The organism is bacterium (assembly GCA_016124905.1).
GTDB lineage: Bacteria > Pseudomonadota > Alphaproteobacteria > Rickettsiales > RI-342 > RI-342.
The window spans coordinates 1-19,650 of sequence record WGMV01000005.1 but is presented as its reverse complement, the minus strand read 5'-3'; the positions used below and the strand labels follow the sequence as shown (position 1 = coordinate 19,650).

10 protein-coding genes, 2 tRNA genes and 1 pseudogene are annotated in these 19,650 nt (G+C 55.4%); 4 read left to right on the top strand and 9 right to left on the bottom strand.

From position 1 onward, the window contains the following. Positions 1-33 precede the first annotated feature (33 nt). On the top strand, positions 34-5,946 hold the full coding sequence (locus tag GC177_01175) for a hypothetical protein (protein MBI1274565.1): 5,913 nt from the start codon (positions 34-36) through the stop codon (positions 5,944-5,946). Positions 5,947-6,013: 67 nt separating this feature from the next. Here the strand turns inward: GC177_01175 and GC177_01170 are convergent. From GC177_01170 to GC177_01160, 3 genes are all read right to left on the bottom strand, one after another. Continuing rightward, a tRNA-Met gene (locus tag GC177_01170) sits at positions 6,014-6,088 on the bottom strand. Positions 6,089-6,100: 12 nt separating this feature from the next. Beyond that, positions 6,101-6,176, bottom strand: a tRNA-Phe gene (locus GC177_01165). Positions 6,177-6,267: 91 nt separating this feature from the next. Further along, complete coding sequence (locus tag GC177_01160) at positions 6,268-6,633, bottom strand: hypothetical protein (GenBank protein ID MBI1274564.1); 366 nt, start codon at positions 6,631-6,633, stop codon at positions 6,268-6,270. Between the two features lie 196 nt (positions 6,634-6,829). Here GC177_01160 and GC177_01155 point away from each other — a divergent pair, with 196 nt between their 5' ends. From GC177_01155 to GC177_01145, 3 genes are read left to right on the top strand one after another with little or no spacing between them, the layout of a single operon-like run. After that, on the top strand, positions 6,830-8,257 hold the full coding sequence (locus tag GC177_01155; GenBank protein ID MBI1274563.1) for an MBOAT family protein: 1,428 nt from the start codon (positions 6,830-6,832) through the stop codon (positions 8,255-8,257). Positions 8,258-8,260: 3 nt separating this feature from the next. After that, entirely contained in the window at positions 8,261-9,457 is a 1,197-nt protein-coding gene (locus tag GC177_01150; protein ID MBI1274562.1) for a hypothetical protein, read from the top strand. Beyond that, the gene (locus GC177_01145) at positions 9,447-11,804 is read left to right on the top strand and encodes a hypothetical protein (GenBank protein ID MBI1274561.1); all 2,358 of its coding nucleotides are present in this window, start codon (positions 9,447-9,449) and stop codon (positions 11,802-11,804) included. The genes GC177_01150 and GC177_01145 overlap by 11 nt, the downstream gene beginning before the upstream one ends. A 6-nt stretch (positions 11,805-11,810) precedes the next feature. On the opposite strand, the gene GC177_01140 is transcribed toward GC177_01145, so the two are convergent. The 6 genes and pseudogenes from GC177_01140 to GC177_01115 form a co-directional block, all read right to left on the bottom strand. Next, positions 11,811-12,881: a patatin-like phospholipase family protein gene (locus GC177_01140; protein ID MBI1274560.1), complete on the bottom strand. Its 1,071-nt coding sequence runs from the start codon at positions 12,879-12,881 to the stop codon at positions 11,811-11,813. After that, the gene (locus GC177_01135) at positions 12,856-13,446 is read right to left on the bottom strand and encodes a response regulator (GenBank protein MBI1274559.1); all 591 of its coding nucleotides are present in this window, start codon (positions 13,444-13,446) and stop codon (positions 12,856-12,858) included. The genes GC177_01140 and GC177_01135 overlap by 26 nt, the downstream gene beginning before the upstream one ends. Beyond that, positions 13,419-14,642: a hypothetical protein gene (locus GC177_01130; GenBank protein MBI1274558.1), complete on the bottom strand. Its 1,224-nt coding sequence runs from the start codon at positions 14,640-14,642 to the stop codon at positions 13,419-13,421. Before GC177_01130 ends, GC177_01135 begins: the two co-directional genes overlap by 28 nt. Before the next feature lie 3 nt (positions 14,643-14,645). Beyond that, positions 14,646-15,836: an acyl-CoA dehydrogenase gene (locus tag GC177_01125; protein MBI1274557.1), complete on the bottom strand. Its 1,191-nt coding sequence runs from the start codon at positions 15,834-15,836 to the stop codon at positions 14,646-14,648. A gap of 79 nt (positions 15,837-15,915) precedes the next feature. Next, positions 15,916-18,207 (bottom strand): hypothetical protein, encoded by a 2,292-nt coding sequence (locus GC177_01120; protein MBI1274556.1) that lies wholly within the window; start codon positions 18,205-18,207, stop codon positions 15,916-15,918. Between the two features lie 1,232 nt (positions 18,208-19,439). Then, positions 19,440-19,650 (bottom strand): annotated as a pseudogene (locus GC177_01115) (isocitrate dehydrogenase (NADP(+))).

Below are 19,650 nucleotides of genomic sequence, written 5' to 3'. Positions count from 1 at the left end.
TTTTGTAACAAACAGCCGTTATGATGCAGGGTAATGAAGAGGGACCAGCACCGATACCTGTCTCGCCTGTGCGCATGGCTTGCCGTGACGCTGGTATGCCTGCTCGTCCCAATGTCTGCCCATGCCGCCGGAAATGGCGGGGTTGCAGGCTGCAACTACAATTCATCCAATGCCCCTGCTCTTTCTCCGCCGAAAGACGCCTCGGATCGTGCGTTCTGGATGAACTACATTGGCGAAACCAACACCGCAGGCAGTTGCAATCCTAACCAAGGCAGTGGCGCCGCAGGCGGCTATTGGTACAACAACGCTAATACTTATGAATGTTCATGCACTGGGCGGTTTGACCCAGGCACCATTGTGCAAATTTCAGATGCACAGGGCAGCTCTGTTGTCGTCATGTGCATTGGTGGAAGTTCCGCCGTGGGCGATTGTTCGGCGGCCGTAGTCAGCAGCTTTCCATTCCGCGATGATAATTCCTGCAGCAGTTGGAACAATTGTCGTCTAAATGCTAAGCCTCTTGGCCAATTGACAGGCTGCACAGGCAGCGGAGGAAATTGCTGTGACGCCATTAACCAGTGGCGGCAGTTCGGCTCTAACCCTGATTCAATCCTACAGTATCTCCAAGCCATGGGGATAAACACGGATGGCAAATTTTCTTATGCAAACGGCATTGGCGGCGCTTGTGGTGCCCTACAACATGCATTGGAATGGAATGCTAACCGCTTAGCTAGAGATTGCGGTTGCGATAAGAAAGCCAACTTAGGCAGCCTCGCAACCATTGGCTGCGACATGGATAGTGCAAATTTTGCAAATTCGCCGGGTTTATGCTTGGGCGTGTCGCGTGCGTTGATGAATGGAGGTGCAGTAGCGTGTGGAATGGAGCGATGCCCGGAAGCCTATGACGCTCTTGCTTCTCGCTGGGGTTTTCAGTCCGCAGCAGATTTTCAGTCATTCGCCAATCTTGTGGCGACAGATGGTTTTAATGGGACAGATCCCAATACATCTTCATGCCGCAGTCCCGAAATGGATACGATTGCTGCAGCCGTAAAAAGTGACGCCATATCCAAAGACTGGACACCAGGCAGTGGCAAATGCCCAATACCCGCCTGTGCATTGGATGGCGACCCAAGTGACTGTCAAAGCTGCGCCACCGGCTCTCCACCACCCAACTGTCTTGCAGGTCCAGAAAATGATCCCCCCCCTATCAGCTGCCATACCAATTCCTGGGTGGAGCCGATGGCTCCCAGCTTCTGCCGCGGCGGTTACACCGCCATGAGCGGTAACGACCCGGGCATTGCCGGGTCGCGCATTTTCTTCTGGTCTCCTTTCCGCCAGTGCTACCCGATGCATACGACGCTGCGCACCGCACCGTATGATCTCTTCGATCGCACCAATTTCGAGGAAACGACTGTTTTCTATTACTACCTCCCCGCCTGCTACAAGGACATGGAGGAGACCCGCACCAACCTCATGGCCCTTCAGCAGGAACTCAACCTGAAGCGGGAGACCCTGCGCGACGCCATTCAGCAAATGCTCGCGGGCTTCAACGTCAATGCCGTTGTGGCGGATAGCGGCAGCGGCGGGTTTGTGGCGCAGAATTTCTCCGAGCTTTTCTGCAAAATCGTCGACATCACCAAAACCGACATTGCCGGCCCCATTGCTACCGCTGGCGTTATTGCGGTGGCGCTGCTGGCCATGTATGCGCGCATCTCCTGGGGATATGTGATGATGACCCTTACCGGCATCGTCATGCTCTTCAGCGCCGAACAGATCTACGATACCGTGGCGGGAGACATCCTCGGCGCCGAAGCCCTGCAATGCAGCGCCGCAGGTGACGGAGGGGGATCATTCACCCCAAGTAGATTCAACGAGGCGGTCAAGGCGCTCAGGGCAAGATTCCAGGGCGACATCGCCCCCGTCCTGAAATCCATCGAAGCCCAGTATCGCAGCCTGGAAGCCTGCGACCGCTTTGTGCTGGATTACAACAACTCCCAATACCTCAACATGGTCACCCAGGGCGCATCCGAAGGACGGGTAAAACCGCAGGAGGGTGTCGGACAGATCTATCCCATGCCGACCAAGAAACCCCGCCTGAACAAGCGCTCGCTCGAAGCCCTGGCCGATTTCCATATTGAAGCCCGAAGCGACTGGGAAACCTTTACATCGATTCAAACCGATCATCCCAATGCCATCATGCCGCGCATTGCCCAGCTTGGCGTGGATGCATGCTACAAAATGCAAAGCAAAAAAGACACGGAATGCCGTGTGGATGCTGGCAATAATTTTGACGATGTGCTGCGCATCTTCAATTCGGAACACCCCTTTGACCCACGGCAGAAACTGGCGCCCTATCCGCCCTTTGTGCGCGATGGCTACACCCCGGGCCAGACCTTCTGCAAGGATGATAGCATTCAATGCTACGGCGGCAACGGCCCCGACATTCCCGTGGTGAACGACGATCTCTGCCCGCAACCGAAAGAAAATGGAACCTGCGACACCATCGTCACCGCCGATGGCGGCGCGGTGACGGATTGCCAATGGGGCACGCGCAAACGTTCGTTTGACTGGTGCGTCTATTGCATTCCAAGCCCGCCAAGCTGCTACCTTGATCCTCCCGCGAATGTATGCCCCGGCTCGGATACATCCCCGCTCGGCAGCGGCACCACCACAGGCACGACCACGTCTACGTCCGGTACCACGGCAACAACCAGCACATCAACTACCACCAGCACATCCGGCAGCACATCCGGCGGCGGTAGAGGGCCTATAATGATCGAACAATCCTATACATTTAAACGCACGCTGGGTCAGGTGGGCGCAGCCAATGGCAGCACCACCACCACAACGGAAACGGAAGAAGAGGAAACCACCCCCGCCGTAACACGCCCGCACTCCAATTGCCCCACCTCGGACGGAAGCGGTCTTCCCAGCGGTGAATGCTGCATGAACGACCAGGATAGCGCAGGCAACACCTACCTGGCCCACGGCCGGATGTACAAAGTCATGCAGCCCGGCTGCAGTGAATGCACCAATTTCCCGCAATGCTGCGGCATTCTCCGCCAGCCGGTGCTTCCCAGCAACGCCCTTCTCTTCCGGCTGGATCGCGATAATTACAAGCCCTTGCAGTTTAATGACCCCAACAACATCAAGGGCAACCGCAAATACGATATCCGCCAGCGTTCAGGCTATCCGCACCAGATCGACAGCACCCAAGGCTGGCCGCTTCACAACCTCATGCTGCCATACAAATACATGCGTGCCATGTGGTATGGCAAAGGCACCAACCTGAACGAAGCCACCGGCATGAACACCTATCTCGACAAGGTGGCCTTCCGCTTTGGTGATAATTTCTATGACATTCATAAATTCTCACCCGGCTTTTATTACAGCTTCCCAATCAATATAAACCAGCTCTCTCCCAAGGATGGCGTAGGCGAACTGGGCGTACAGCCCTACATGAACTGGTGGGAGGAAGGCCAGCCGCATTGCGAAGGCTGCCGCGACTCTCTGGTATCGCTCGGCTCGCCCATGGGCCAGCAGTGCAACTATGGCGGCTGGGAGGAATTGAAACTGTATCAGATGCGCTGCTGGACCAATTTCGGCCTCCATTGCCTCTGCAATTATGAAAAGACCTTCAAGCAAGGCTCTGCCGAGCAATATGTACTGGACCGCGCCGGTTTCATGGGCACCGAACGCAACAGCAGCCCGGAACGCAACGTCTCCATCAACACATCTAAACACTGGCCGCTCAGCTGGCGCGGCTATGTGTCCGATCCGGAAACCCCGCTTTCCACTCGTGGGCCACTCGGCACGGAGAACCGTCGCTTCCCCTATGCAGGCGGCCTGTATGGGGTGGTGGAAAAGGCACTGGTGACGGAAAACTCCAGCCCCTACAATGTTAAGCCGACAGGCGGCATCAGCAATGCCATTGCCGGCGACATCCTCGTCTACGATGTCGATGTGATTCAGAAAAAACTGTTCCCGCCGGACAGTGCTTCGGGCGGCCCCTACGAGAAAGCCAAATATTATCGTCTGAAGCGCCTGCCGCATGTAGCCTATGTGGAGTTTGCCCACACCATTGCGCAATGCATCAACGATAAGACCATCACCACAGCGGAAATCAGCCTAAACGAGGCGGATCCCAACGCCTATTACCGCTTCCAGGGCGCGACCAGTGCGGATGTGAGCGACTGCTATAATATCGAAAACGAATATGTCATCGTATCCGAGCAGAATTTCGGAAAATTCCCGGATATGTGCGGCAATACGGATCGCTGGAACATGCCGACCCGCCGCACCATCTATAAAAACCTGGATATAAGCTTTGCCAGCAATAACGAAGGCTGGGTGCCGCCGCCGGATATTCTGGAGTTCAACCCGGATATGACCTGCGCTGACCCGGCCTTGAGTCGCTGCAAAGAAGAGCTCTGGACGGCCGTGAAAGTGTACGACCCGCGGCTTGACGTCCGCAGGCCGGAAGAACCGGGCGGCGCATTCCCTGGCAGGCTGGTTTCGCACGATACTCCCTCACGCAATGCAGGCATAGCACCAGATAAATGCTGGGATTACACCGCCAAAACCTACATTGAGAGCCAGCAGAATTTCGATTGGGCCCTGAAGTGCCAGGGCGAAAAAGCCTGTTTTGAAGTGGATATGGAACAGGGCTGCGATCCGCCTATTCGCTGGCGCGACATTCGTCTAAACGCCCCGGGCATCAGCTCCACCCTGCTGCCGAACAGCAAGACATCGCGCATCAACTCCATTGGCGCCACCATGATTGAGTCCGAAGCAACCGTTACGGGTAATCGCAAGCTGTACGATCCAAAGCGTAAATTCGCTTACGATGGCAGCATCGAGATCAATCCTTGCAACTCCGGTACGTCTTATGAAACGGGCATCAACCTTGGCCAGCCGAGCGTGGGCACCGCCGGCGCGGGCACGACCGGTTGCGGCGGTGGCGGTGGCAGCGGCTCCGCCGGCGGTGCGGGCGGCGATACCAGCACCCCGCCGGAAGATCAGTGCCCGCAGGATACCAAACATGATCCGCTATCCAGCGTCTGGCCCAACATCGGCACCAGTTGTTCGTTTAACTACCAGAACGACACAAGCACGAGCTACACGGTGGAGGATATCCTCAGCGGCACCATCCCCACATCCATCCCCACTGCATCCAACCCGATTGATTCATCGCCTCTGCCCCCGCCGGTTTGCAGTTCGCCCAACCCGGATGTCTGTAACGACCCGCCCTATTGCTTCTGGCGTCTGCCCGATATCCAGCGCTGTGACGCGAGCGGATACGAGCGCCTGATCTCCGATACCAAAAACCCGTTCTACACGCCGGACCGCAGCAACCCCGCCTACCGTAACGTGGGCTACAGCAATGATTTCGTGGCCGACTATCTCTATTACAAACTGGGCTTCTTCGGTGGCACGCCAACAGGCGCCAACCTCACCCGCATGCGTTACCTGCTGGAAAAAACCCCCATTGAATGGATCAGCGATCTCACCGGCAGCAGCTGCTGGATGCTCGGGCAAAGCTATTGCGGCACCACCGGCGACACAACCGATCGCGTTGTCTGGCTCGCCCCCAAAACCGGCTCCACCTGGGGCGCCTATGATGTGAATGATTCCGCGTTCGATAACATCGTAGTCAACCAGACCATTGCCGTTATCGTGTCGGATTCCTATTACCGCGGCCAATCTGGCGTCGTGGTGGGCATAGATCGCACCAAACGCTGCGTGGATATTGTCTCCAGCAACTGGAAGCGCAATTCCTGCCAGCAATACGATGCGAAAAACTGCTACCAGCTGCAAGGCAGTTTCGGCGTTCCATGCCGTGCGCGCTGCGTGCCGATCGACCAGATCGCGCTGATGTTCAACCCCGTGCCGAACAAGAGCGACAAGCCCGACGAATTACCGGCATGCCAGATGCCGCCACGTCGCTAGGCGAGTAACGCACGCGCGGCCGAATGGGCAGGCAATTCAGCCATGAATGATGGGAATAAAAAGAAAATGGTGGCTGAGGAGGGATTTGAACCCCCGACCAAGGGATTATGATTCCCCTGCTCTACCGCTGAGCTACTCAGCCACATGGCGGCTATGGTGGCCAGAGAGGGAATCGAACCCCCGACACGAGGATTTTCAATCCTCTGCTCTACCAGCTGAGCTATCTGGCCGCCCAAAACGCAAGGCGCCTTATTTAGCATGAAGGGGCGGCTTGACAAGCCCTTTCTGGAACAATGGTTCCGGCGGGGGTGAATCCCTCACTTACGACAGGCTTTTAAGCCGTTCAAACCATAAATGAAGCGCCGAACAGGCCTTCTCCCCTTCCGGGATAGGCAAGGCAACCCGCTGCCCTTGCCATTCAAAACTCAATGACCTTCCCTCCAGGCGCAGCGCCATCGTTGCCTTTAGCATCGGCAGGCAAAGCCAGGCATTCAGCGGCATGCGGCTCATCATGCAGCAGCAGGCGTCAGCCGTCCCATCCACCAACGCCACAGGCCCCGGCACACGGTGCAGCGTGGCGAATGGCTTACCATCTTTTTCCTGGAATTCCGCCCACCAGGGAATGCCTTCATGACCAATCATAGCCTTTATATGGCAGTTTTCCTCAAGCCCTGAAGCCAGCAACACGCAGGGCCTCCCCCAATCATCCTCAGTTTCCAGCGATTCCCACAACATTGGCGCCATCCTTATTGATAATGATTATCATTATCTAATCTACTGCCTTTTGTCCATCCTTCCGATTGCCCGGAAGAATAATCCCCTCCTATCGCTTGCCACACTGGTCATATTCGCCTTAAGTACAGGCATTCGAAGAGGGGTGGACGTGCTATTTAGCTCTCCGTTATTTTTATTCATTTTTTTGCCCATCGCCATGCTCATGGTGTGGCTGCCGAACGGCCGCTGGCGCTTATTCGGGCTGCTCGGCGCCAGCATTCTCTTTTATTTATGGTCTGAACCCCGGTTTTTCTGGGTGGCTCTGGCTTCCTCCTACCTGGATTTCTGGGTCACCGCCCGCATGCACCGGGCATTGATGGAAAAACGGACGCAGACCGCCCGTCGGCTGGTTGGGTTGGGTATTCTCAGCAATGTCGCGCTCCTGCTCTATTACAAATACCTGCTCTTTTTTTCAGACGGCTTCAACCGCCTGCTGCAATTGGTGGGGAATGACTGGCGCATACCGGCTTTTCACATCGCCCTGCCCATCGCCATTTCCTTCATCGTGTTCGAAAAAATCACCTACCTGGTGGATGTCTATCGCGGCAAAAGCCTGCCGGAAACGCGCTTTCACCTTTACCTAACCTACGTACTGCTCTTCCCAAAACTCCTGGCCGGTCCCATCATCAAATATCATGAAATCGAACCGCAGCTGCACGCCCCGCGTGGTGGCAGCCGCACGCAGGACGTAGTGACCGGCTTTAAACGCTTCACCCTCGGCCTCATCAAAAAACTCCTCCTGGCGGATGCGCTTGCCGGAATGGTCGATCAGATATTCGCCATGCCCGCCGACCATGTGGGTGCAAGCCTTGCCTGGCTGGCCGTGGTCGGGTTTGCGTTGCAGATTTACCTGGATTTCTCCTCCTATTCCGACATGGCCATCGGTCTTGCGCGCATGTATGGTTTTCGCCTGCGGGAAAACTTCAACTATCCTTATATTTCCCGAAATTTCACCGAATTCTGGCGCCGCTGGCACATCTCACTCTCCACCTGGATACGCGAATATCTCTACATCCCGCTTGGCGGTAACCGCCATGGCGATACGCGCATGTATGCCAATCTCTGCATATGCTTCACGCTTTCCGGCCTCTGGCATGGCGCCAACTGGACCTTCCTCGCATGGGGTATCTTCCACGGTCTTTTCCTGGTGCTGGATAAACTGGGCTGGGTTCGTATCAGCCAGAAATTTCCATCCTTCGTGAACATCGCCATCACCTTCCTGTTCATCTGCATCGGCTGGGCGCTCTTTCGCGCGCAAACCATCGATCAGGCAGGCATGATGATCGGCCGCATGTTCACCTTCTCCAGCCCCAGCGCGCCGCTGGTCATGGGCGCTTACATATGGTCCGCTCTGGTGATCAGCCTTGCCATGGCGTTCGTCCCGGCATTCCCGGCATATTGGAGGATGAAACGCAACCGCCGCTATCTGGCCTTCCTTCGCTCCATTGCGCCGTGGCTGTTATGCGTGCTTGGTTTCATTGCCATCGGCAAAGCGGTCACCGCCACCTCCATTCCTTTCCTGTATTTCCGGTTCTAGCCCATGCGACGCAACAAGCACACCGCCCTGCAGCGCCTGCCAATCTTGCTTATCGCGGGATGGCTGTTGCTTGCCTGGCCCATAGGCGGGCTTGTAAAACTGTATGAGAATGCAGCCAATACCGACCTGAACCCGCCGCTGCATGGGCAATACGCCAAAAAACAGCTTCTTCCGTTTAACAAAAAGAATTTTCTCAACGGCAGTTTCCAGCGTTCTTTTGAGGCCTGGTTACCCCGAAGACTCCCCCTAAGCGGGCTGATGGTCCGCGCCACCAATCAAGTGTATTACAGCCTGCTGAACCATTCCGCGATGGGGGGCGATAACCCCATCGCCATCGGAAAGGATGGTTACCTATACACAGCCAGTTACCTTATCAGTTACTGCAACACGCGCCGCATTCAACCCGATCTGGAAGCCCTCAACAAGCGCAACGTTCAGCTCAAACGGATACAGGACTGGTTGAAATCGCGCGGGAAATATTTCATCTACGTCGTCAGCCCTTCCAAAGCGGCTTACTTTCCGGAATATATTCCCGATGAATATGGCTGCGTGGAAGGCCAGACCCGCCCGGCCTATTACGCCGGAATAAAATCCGCCAAAATCGCCGGGCTGAACCTGGTCGATAACAGCGAACGCATCCTCCGCGAAAAAGGCGAAAGCGTCACCCCCCTCTTTCCAAAAGGCGGCATCCATTACAATCAGGAAGGCACGGTCATCGCCACCAATGCCATGTTGGAGGAAATCGGCAGGTTAATGAAAAAGCCGATTGCGCCGATTCAGTATAAAATCAACCCTTCACAAGATGCCAAAGGCAATGATGTTGATATTCTGAACCTTCTGAACCTTCTATGGCCGGATTATCACTACACGGTTGCCGACCTGGTTGTGACGGATAAACCGAAAACGGTTCGCATCCCTGTGGCCTTCATCGGCGGCAGCTTTGTCATTCAACCCATTCAACTGCTGGACAGGCTGGAAATATTCCCGGTTATTTACCATTATTCCTACTACAAACTTGCCAAAATAACCTATCCTGGGCAACAGGTAAGCCAGTTGCCGCAGGAGCACGGGCATGATTACGATGATATTTTCAATGCAAAAGTCATCATCCTGGAAGAAAATGAGGAAATTATTCCCTCCAACCATGCCGATGCCTTTATCGCCGAAGCACTGAGCCGAATGGAAAACCATGCGAAATAACCTCAAGCACACCGCCCCGGCCGCCAAACAGGACATGCGGGCCAAACGCGTTATCTGGCTGAACAACCACACCACCGCCCGCATGGTGGAATGCGAGTTGCTCCGTCATTTCGGCTATGAGGTTTTTACACCCAAATACGTACCCCGCATGATCCGCTCGGCCTCGGTGGATTACAGCTACGACAACTCCCTTTCCATTCCGGCAGAAGACCTGGCCATCCTGAACAGCCAGGATTTTTATCAAAACGACTGGCCTCTTTCTGTCCATGCCATTTTGAATGAATATTTCGGTACGGCCATCATCGGCTGCTATTCTTGGATATCCGAAGAATTCATCAACCATTTCCGTGGCAAAATATTACTGCGTTCATATGGCCCCACGCGGGATGATTACACCATCTGGCGCTTCTTTGATGAAGTCATCGGCCCCGGTTTCATGAGCCGTATCAGCGGCATTCATGACCGTATCTGGTTCGCGCAGGCCTATCCCAACCTGGTGAGTGCGGAACCTGATTTCTTCATTCAGCGTGCCGTAACATTGCCGACGGGCATTCCCAAACATTTCTATGCCGAACGTGGCTGCTACCAGCGGAAATACGAAAAAATGCTTATGGTATTGCCCGACATCCTGGCGGACGATCACCAGAGCGTTCGCGCCTACCACATGTCGCGTAAATATTTCAAAGGCATTCCCAAAATTATCGCGGGCAACCAGTTTGTGCCGGTGGAAAACGACCCCGAGGTAACGGGCCTGCTGCCCGCGGGCATGTATGATAAATACCTCAAGGGCTGCGCGGCGATGTTTTATCACAACGAACTACCGCGCCACATCCATTTCCACCCGGTAGAGGCTGCCTGCTACGGCATGCCCGTTATCTTCATGGCCAGCGGCATGATCTCCTATCTCGGCGGCAAGGATTCCCCGGGCAGTGCAAAAACCTACGCGGAAGCCCGCAAAAAAATCAAACGCATCATGAAAGGCGACGAGTCGTTTATTCAGGAGGTGGTTGAATCCCAGCGCGAATGGGTTGATTACTTCTCGTGGGATGAGAACCTGAAAGCATGGAAAGAGCAGTTTCAACAGCGCATCGCCCCTATCCCAGTTCCTCCATCCCGTACGCAGCGCATGCGCATAGCCTTGCTGGTATCCGGAAAAGCCGGATGGTATGCACATGCCTATATCGACGCGCTGGCCACCGGCATAAAACAAGGCATGCAAGCACAGCAGGTCGCCTGTGATGTCGTTATTGGTATCGAGTCCAACCATATCAATAACTATGATACGGAATGGCTGCGGTCAGCCGGTTGGCAGGTGCGGCCATTCAAGTGGGAAACCATCTCCAACGACGCGCTTGTAAACAGCATGTGTTTTACCCGGGTCGGCAAAAATCTGCAGCCGGGCAATCACATCATGGCCAATGACAGCATCAGCTGTTTTGAAGACTGCAACATGCTTTACATTCTGGCCCAGGGGCTTGATACGAGCTTTCCCATTGCGCCAGTAAAACCATTCGTGCTGCATGTGGACAGCCCTATTGATTACTGCCCTGGCTCCACAACTCCCCATCATACATTAGGCTATGCAACCGCGATGGCGTCTGGCGCGGCTTCATGCCTGAACGACGCTTGGGAACATTTTGCGTTTGACCACAAAAAATCATACGTCACGCCCCTGCGGCAGGGCATGGATATCTCTTTGGGCATGCCCTCATGGAACCACGACCAAGGTCATCCATGGCTGCTGCTGCCACATGACCGCTACACCTCTTCTCCGCCCAACCGGCTAGTCAGTCGCCCAGTCAATCAAGTGTCAAAAGAGGAGAACGGCAAAGAGAGCAACGAACACTCCGTCAATAAGGAGCTTGAAACGGCCTCCAAACCGGATCTTATTGTCAATGAAAAACACCTGCTTCGTCAGGATGGACCTATATCCTGGCTGAAACTGCAAACCTCGCAGGATTGGAAAATCTCCATCCGCCACATGGAAAAATCCAGCATCGGTACAAACGATACCATGCCGGAAATACTACCGCACAACATGGCAGAACATATGCTGGTGAATGCATCCTATATCTGGATGCCTGCTCCCACCTTGTCGGATATACCCATAGCCTGGATGGCCGCAGGTCAAAAAATCCCGCTGTTGCTGCCGGAAGGTGAGATTGCCGCTACCTTTGCGCAACAAGGCGCGGATGTAATAATCTATCACGAACATTCCTGGGAATCCTGGATGGACGCGCTCAAGCAGACGGAAACGCGCAGACCCGCTAAAAAGAACTCTGCCAAACCTCATACGCAGGAAACAGCCCGGTCGGACATCTGGCGCCATCTATCCTATACGGTTTAGCCCAGGTTATTTTCCGGAAGAAGCATGCACATGCCGCTTCTTGTCATCCGTACTGTCATACAAAAACACATCGTTGATATTGACGCTGGATTCCTTACCGATCATTTCCTTATGCGTTTTTAGCCATTCCCCCATGGCACGATGGCCGATGGTTTTTAACTTCTGAAAGAAATCCCAGCTCACGTTCATTTTGCTGGATGCATTGAGCTGGTCCATCGCATGGCAGCCTTCCACCATATGCATTTTCACATCCTTATATTGCGTATGGTCCAGCTTATGCTCCTTCACCAGGCGAGACACGAAGGAAACGGCCCGCATCTCCGCAATAAGGCTGGAATTGAAATTGATTTCATTAAGCCGGTTGATAATCTCTGCGGCCGTATCCGGTAATTCTTCCCGGTACAGCGGGTTGATCTGCACCAGCATCACATCCTCGCAATCGGTGCGGTACAGCAGTGGCCATATGGCGGGGTTACCCATATAACCGCCATCCCAATAGGGTTGCCCGTCAATTTCAATCGCCTGAAAAATGAAGGGAATACAGGCAGATGCCAACAGGGCGTCCACGGTTATCTCATCGCACTCAAAAATCCTTGCCCTTCCCGTCCGCACGGCCGTGGCCGCCACAAACAGCCGGATGGAGCTGCACGAATGCAGCAGCTCCCGATCAAGGCAGCGCTCCAGCACATCCTTCAATGGATTAATATTAAAAGGATTCAGCTGATAAGGGGACCAGGTGCGGCTGATGATGTCATACCAGTTATAAGCCGCCGTCTGGTCGATATTCCAGCCTTGCCAGAAAGGTTTCAAGCCGGGCGGCTGCCAAGGCGCAAATGCCCCGGCTTCGCTGATCTCACGCCAGAATTTATCGAGCAGCTCCTTTGCACCCTCCCGCCCGTTTTTCATGTAGCCATTAATCAGCATGGCGCCATTCATTGCACCGGCGCTGGTTCCGCTGATGCCGACAATATCGATATCCTCTTCGTCCAGAAGACGATCCAGCACACCCCAGGTAAAGGCGCCGTGTGCGCCACCACCCTGTAAGGCGAGATTAAGCCGATAACGTTTGGCGGGCATGTTCAATTCCTTGCCAGTGGGGCATTTTCATCAGTTTTCGCTGCAATGTGCGCCGGTGCATTCTCAATTCCCTCGCGGTGGCGGAAATATTGAACTGGTTGCGAAGCAATGCCTGCTCAATCATAGCCTGTTCCGCCTTCAGCAATGGAATGGCGTCGTCCACCATAACGCTGCTGTCACCCTCGATACGCTGAAACGCATCCCATATCTGTTGGGATTTGGCGGGTTTTTGTAAATAATGCCTAGCCCCCAGCTTGATGGCTTCCACCGCCGTGGCCACACTGGCATAACCTGTCAGCACCACCATGTTCAGCTCACGGTCCAGCGCATGCAGGCGCTTTACCAGTTCCAGCCCGCCAATACCCGGCATGTTGAGGTCAATCACCGCATGGGTAGGCTTCCACCGTCCCTGTAGCGCCAGCGCGGCCTGCCCATCATACACCGCCTTTCCCTCGCATCCATAGCGGCCCATGGCCTGGGCCAGCGCATCGGCCAGTTCCATATCGTCATCGACAATCATGAGACGGCAGGCCATGCTCACATCCTTCCTGTCTTTGGCAGGCATATGCTGGCCACACTACCCCTGCCATCGGCTGGAACAAGCCCTATTTTACCACCCGCGCGCAAGGCGTAATGATTAGCCAGCCAGAGGCCAATGCCACGCCCCTCGGGTTTGGTGGAGGCCCCCAGCCCCACCATAAAATCCGGCGACACGCCACTGCCGTTATCGCATACGCGAAGCTCAATCATTCCATCCTGGGCATCCACCTCAATATGAGCCTCGGTAGCATCAGCATCCGCCGCGTTGTTTAAAAATGTCACCAGTATCTGAATCAGCATGGGGTCATGCCGGATGTGACAGGGCGACGTCTCCCCGGTCCGCACCTGCATTATCGCCTGCGGCCGCAGGGAGCGCCATTGGCCTGTAGCTGTATCAATAAGTTCCTGAATGGTTACCTCACCGGCCTGCGATTGATATTCCCCCGCCGTTCCGGCAAGCCGGTGAATCACGGCCGCAATTCTCTCCAACTGGGGCATGATACGCTTGATGACGGCCTTTATTTCGCTGGATTTGGAGAGGGCCTGCGCCTGCTCCGCCAGCAACATGGCAGTGTTGACGGGCGTGCCGAGCTCATGGGCCGTACCGGCTGCCAGCGCCCCCAGCATCACCACCTGCTCGTCGGCGATAGCCTGTGCCTGAGCATCCGCCAGGGCCGCCTGCTGACGCTGGATAACCTGCGCCATCCGCCCCACCATCCCGGCGACGACCGTCGCCAGAATAATGAAGTTCAGCCACATGCCGTAGATATGAAGCGAAAACGCCTGCCCCAGATGGTGATGCTGAAGGTAGGAGACATCCTGCTTGTAAACCATCAGCAAACTATAAAGCGCCACACTCAGCAATGCTGCAGCCCAGGCCTGCCGAAGCGGTAGAATAGTGGCCGCCACCATCACCTGAATGACAAACAGACTCGCAAAAGGGTTTGCCGCCCCACCCGTGAAATACAGCATGGCCGCCAGTAAAAACATATCCGCGCAAAGCTGCAGCAGAAGATGCGGCTCTGCATCCTTTCTCATCCGCAGGGCATAACCCGTTGCGATATTCTGGAGCAATTGCAGCAGCATCAGCCAGCAAAGCGGCGCCAGCGGCAAGGGCAGCTCCAGAACAACCGTACCCAGCGCAATTACACCGGCTTCCAGCAGTAGAAACACCCATCGCAGGCGCCACAGCCACCATGCATGCCGCTGGCCTACGGTCACGGCTTAATTCCCGAAAGCCGCAATACCGGTAATGGCCCGCCCCAGAATCAACCCATGAATGTCATACGTGCCTTCATAAGTATTGACGGATTCAAGGTTCACCATATGGCGCATCACATGATATTCATCGGCAATACCGTTGCCGCCATGCATGTCGCGCGAAACACGTGCGATATCCAGCGCCTTGCCGCAGCCGTTACGTTTGACGAGTGAAATAAGATCCGGTGAGCCGGTTCCCTCATCCAGCATACGCCCCACACGCAACACGCTTTGCAGGCCCAGGGTAATTTCCGTCAGCATGTCTGTCAGCTTTTTCTGAATCAGCTGGTTAGCAGCCAGCGGACGCCCGAACATCTTGCGCTCAAGCGTGTAGGAACGCGCCGCTTCATAGCAGAATTCCGCTGCCCCCCAAACGCCCCAGGCAATGCCGAAACGGGCTTTATTAAGGCATGAAAACGGCCCTTTTAAGCCGGAAACATCCAGCTCCTGCTCATCGGGCACAAACACGTCATCCATCATGATGCTGCCGGTAATGGAGGCACGCAGCGACAGCTTCCCCTCGATTTTTGGAAATTCCAGCCCCTTCATGCCGCGTTCCAGAATGAACCCGCGAATGGTTCCATCCTCCACATGCTTGGCGCCATAAACCTTGGCCCACACCACCGCCACATCCGCGATGGGTGAATTGGTGATCCATGTTTTGGCGCCATGCAGCCGGTAACCGCCATCCACTTTCTTGGCGCGCGTGGTCATACCGCCGGGGTCGGACCCGGCATCCGGCTCGGTCAATCCGAAACAGCCAATCAGCTCACCCTTCGCCAGGCCGGGAAGATATTTGTCCTTCTGTGCATCGGTGCCGAAACTGTAAATCGGGTGCATCACCAGGCTGGATTGAACGGAAAAGGCGCTGCGATAGCCGGAATCCACTCGCTCCACCGCGCGCGCCATCAACCCATACGCCACATGCCCCACACCCGCGCATCCATACCCCTGTACCATGGGGCCCAGAAACCCCTGCTGGCCGAAGGCCTTCATGATAGCCGGGTCGAAATGGTCGTGACGATTGGCCTCAATCACACCGGGCATAAGCTCATGCTGGGCAAAGCTTTCCGCCGCATCACGGATCATGCGCTCTTCATCGCTTAGCTGCGCATCCAGCTTGAACGGGTCCTGCCAATCGAATGTTCCGGCCATGTTCTATCCTCTTGCTACGCCTCAAAACGGCATGCAAAATTCTAGAGCAAGCCATCCCTTAGCTCAAGCACGGGAAAGATTACGGAGTGGGCGGTTCGGCCTTCACGTCGGCGCAATTGCCTTCGGCCTGGTTAGAGCAAACTTCTTGGCCGATACGGTCACGCACCACCACCCAGGTCACTTCAGCAAACACGTCGCCCAGTGTGCCGTAAAGCGGGTTGCTCGGCAATGCGGCCATGGCGGGCTGGAAGAAAAGCGTATCCTGCTTGTCCACATCCATGATGTAGATGGAATGCGCCAGTTGCTTTTTGCCGCTCTCGATATCGGCCATGGTGCTCGCGCTGCAATCGCTGTCCAGCACAAGCCCTTCGGGTGCGAAGTTCTTCAGATTGATATGGCCGGTAGACATTTGCGAAAGCGTTTCCAGAAACTTGTCGCTGCCGCATGAAGTGGCAATCGCCACCACGTAACCGCCAGCGGCTTTCACGCGCTTGGCCGCATCCTTCAGCGCCTTGGGATAAGCATCGGTATATTTATCCGTCAGACATTTGACGGTTTTCAAACGCTGGTCGCGATTACTGGCCGTATCCAATGTACCAGATGCATTATCATGTGAACCCCATTTGGTTTCCGAACCGCGGAAATACGAGTGCTTGGGGTCGGTTTCCCACTGGGTAGGCGTTTCATTGGGCTTCTCAGGCGGCGTGGTTGCTTTACCGGAAGATTCAATGCAATCGCGTACCGGCTCGGATAAGGCCACGGTCAGGATAGGCACATCATTCGTCTTCCGATTTTGCAGCAGTTGGTTTACCGCCGTGCTCACGGAATGCGCCATACCAAAGTTGGTCTGCCCTTGCGGAAGAATGTTATAGCTGGGGAGCTCTTCTGAAATTTCTTCCACAAGATCACAACTTCCCATTTCCGTGAGTTTTTCCGTCAACGGTAAAATCGGCTCTTTATCACCCACAAACTGCTTCATGCTCATGCGTTTGGTCTGGCCAAGCGATATATTCTGGATAGGCAGGTAGCCATCCGCCTGCTTGGTGCATTCCATCGAGCGAACCTGCAAAGGGGTCAACCCTAGATCGACCACGTGATTACCCGCTCCCTCTACCGTCCAAACCCCCATACCCGCGGGAACTTCTGACGGAATACGCGCAGCCGGCCCATTGCTCGGGTTGAAGCTGTTCACCTTCACCGCCGCTTCATTATATTCGGTCGTGCCGTCGGATTTGATTACATAGGTCGGCTGCTTCATGCCTCCTACAGAGAATGCGGAGAAATAAAACTGCTGGCCCGGGACCGGCGTCTGATCCTTGTTGATGCCGGTATAATAGCCTTCCTGGCCAAAGCCATCGCCATTGGTGTCGTGCTTGCAGGTGCCGTCGCCATTTTTACAGTTACCGCCGCAATAACGGTTATCGGTGGTTTCAAACGCGGGATATTCGCACACGGTCGGCCCGGGCCCTACATCGTTGATCTCCGGGTGCAGCGAATGCACGATTGCGTAGAAGTGATAATAGCCCTGCGGCATATCGCAGCCTTCCAGGGTCTGCATGTTGCATCCTTCAGGATAGCAAACGAATTTGGTAATGCCAGGCGCGCTGAAATTTACCCCGCCCCGGCAGCTTTCCGGCACAGGGGTGGGCCCGCTGGAATTCGGCACCTTGGGATTGGGAAAATCAGGTTGCATGCTGCCCACATCGCGCACGCCATAGCCCGGGTGCCAGCGGCCGTCGGGCAGGTCCGAACATCCCATCAACGGATAGTAATCACGTTCGCCCCCAGGTGAAAAGGCCAGGTCGGACGTGAGCTCAACCTGCAAACCGCCATCATCATCCGGGACGCGTCCCACCTGGCTGCACACAAGCATGGCAGGCTTGGTCGCATTCTTGGTGTCATAGTTATATTTACCGGGTTCATAGGTCTCGCCATGCCCCTCATAATAGGCAAACACGCTCACATGCGCGGATGCCGGGTCTTGAAAGCTGCGGCCTTTCGGGCAGGCCTTATACCAGGTTACCTCATGCAGCTGCTGGGTATTGTAGCAGCCATTGGCTTTCCAATCCTCATCGCATTTATTGCTGGAACAGCGGGCATAGTGAATATCACCGCAACCTTTTGTTACGTTCTCCATGATGGGATTGCCGTCACTATCCGTTCCTGTTTGCTTCTGACAATCATAACGGTCATCCCGGCTGGTAGGGGATGTATCCATGGAGAACATGGCGTTACATGAGGCCCTCATATTCTGGCCACCAACATATTTGGTATAGGGTGCGGCAATAAAGCCGGCGTGACTGTCTGCACCCCACAGCAACAGCATTACAGTGGCCAGCCATAATGTCAGGGTTGTGTTTCGTATCGTCATAACCGGCTCCGGTTTACTATATTGCATTGTTACGCTCACTGAAACCCCTCCTCGCATCATTCTTCTTTAGCCGGAGGGCAGACCGATTCCTCGGGATTCGCGGTGGCGCAACCTGGGTAATCATCATTTTTCTGCCAGCAGTCATCAAAGCTGGACCAGCCGCGAATGGTCTTGATGGCATCGCGTGAGGAAATAGCCCCCCCTCTTGCCGCACATAACTGTGTCGCAAGAACGCCCTGCCTCAGACAATAGGCAGCCTTGGTCGGGTTGGTGAGCAATTCCAGAAGATTGTCACAGGCATACATGGAAGGATCACCCTTACATGTGCCGGTTGCGGGGTTCATGATAATCCGAACCATTACGCCACTGGCATCCTTGTAACAGACGGTATTGACTCCATCGACATAGAAGGTTCCCGTATAGGGTTTGTTGATGGGGCAATCCTTACTGCATTCGGGTCGGGTCGCTTCATCACCCGGGCAGCAGCAATCCGGTGCCGTGCCGCAACCGGCAGGGCAGTCCGATGGTGGCGGTACAACCGCAACCGGCACGGGACAGTAACCGGTGATATCATCCGTTATCTCACCCACTTTCTTATTACCCGGCGCCGGATAATCAATCAGCGAATTACACGCAGTCCATGAGAATGCGGATGTATCGCTGCCGATAGAGCAGTTCCTGCCCTTATACGCAGGCAAACGGTGCAGACACTGGTCCGTGTATTTTTCCTTATACACCCACACAGCCTGGCTCGCGTCGCAATAAAGCGAGGTGCCTGCTGCAAGATAGGCGAAAATCGGATAGATCCGGTGCTGATAGGCACGGCATTCGCCCGTGCTGTCATCGCTCACGGATCCCGTGGGCGAATAGACGCACCCATCCCATCCAAGGCCTTTATTGATGGTGGGTTTGCATCCACATTCCCCGTTGGAGCACACATTGAGCGTGCCGAACAGGTTAAGGCCGCACTGCATGCAGGCACGTGCATAGCCAAGGGTTTCCATGATCTCCCTCACCTTGCGCGGCGTTTCGCCAATGCCTTTGAGCTTGGCAAGCGCGGTGGCAGGCAGGGTACCGGTTGCCTTTTCACCCCATTTGCTGGCGGTGGAAAGGTCGTAGACGAACATCATCTTCACGTTCGGCATGCCATCCGGGCAGGAATCTTGCGGCGGGCAGTTCGGGCATGTCGGCGTCGGCGGCGTCGGCGGAGTTGGGGGTGTTGGCGGCGTTGGTGGCGTTGGCGGTGTTGGCGGCGTCGGCGGCGTTGGTGGCGTCGGCGGCGTTGGTGGCGTCGGCGGCGTTGGCGGCGTTGGTGGCGTCGGCGGCGTAGGAGGTGTTGTTGTAGTCGGCGTCGGCGGCGTCGGCGGAGTTGGGGGTGTTGGCGGCGTTGGTGGCGTTGGCGGTGTTGGCGGCGTCGGCGGCGTTGGTGGCGTCGGCGGCGTT

Excerpts from the sequence above, each read along its gene's own strand:
- GC177_01175 (MBI1274565.1), top strand. The coding sequence starts at position 34 with ATGAAGAGGGACCAGCACCGATACCTGTCTCGCCTGTGCGCATGGCTT.
- GC177_01150 (MBI1274562.1), top strand. The coding sequence starts at position 8,261 with ATGCGACGCAACAAGCACACCGCCCTGCAGCGCCTGCCAATCTTGCTT.
- GC177_01145 (MBI1274561.1), top strand. The coding sequence starts at position 9,447 with ATGCGAAATAACCTCAAGCACACCGCCCCGGCCGCCAAACAGGACATG.
- GC177_01140 (MBI1274560.1), bottom strand. The coding sequence starts at position 12,881 with ATGCCCGCCAAACGTTATCGGCTTAATCTCGCCTTACAGGGTGGTGGC.
- GC177_01135 (MBI1274559.1), bottom strand. The coding sequence starts at position 13,446 with ATGCCTGCCAAAGACAGGAAGGATGTGAGCATGGCCTGCCGTCTCATG.
- GC177_01125 (MBI1274557.1), bottom strand. The coding sequence starts at position 15,836 with ATGGCCGGAACATTCGATTGGCAGGACCCGTTCAAGCTGGATGCGCAG.
- GC177_01120 (MBI1274556.1), bottom strand. The coding sequence starts at position 18,207 with ATGACGATACGAAACACAACCCTGACATTATGGCTGGCCACTGTAATG.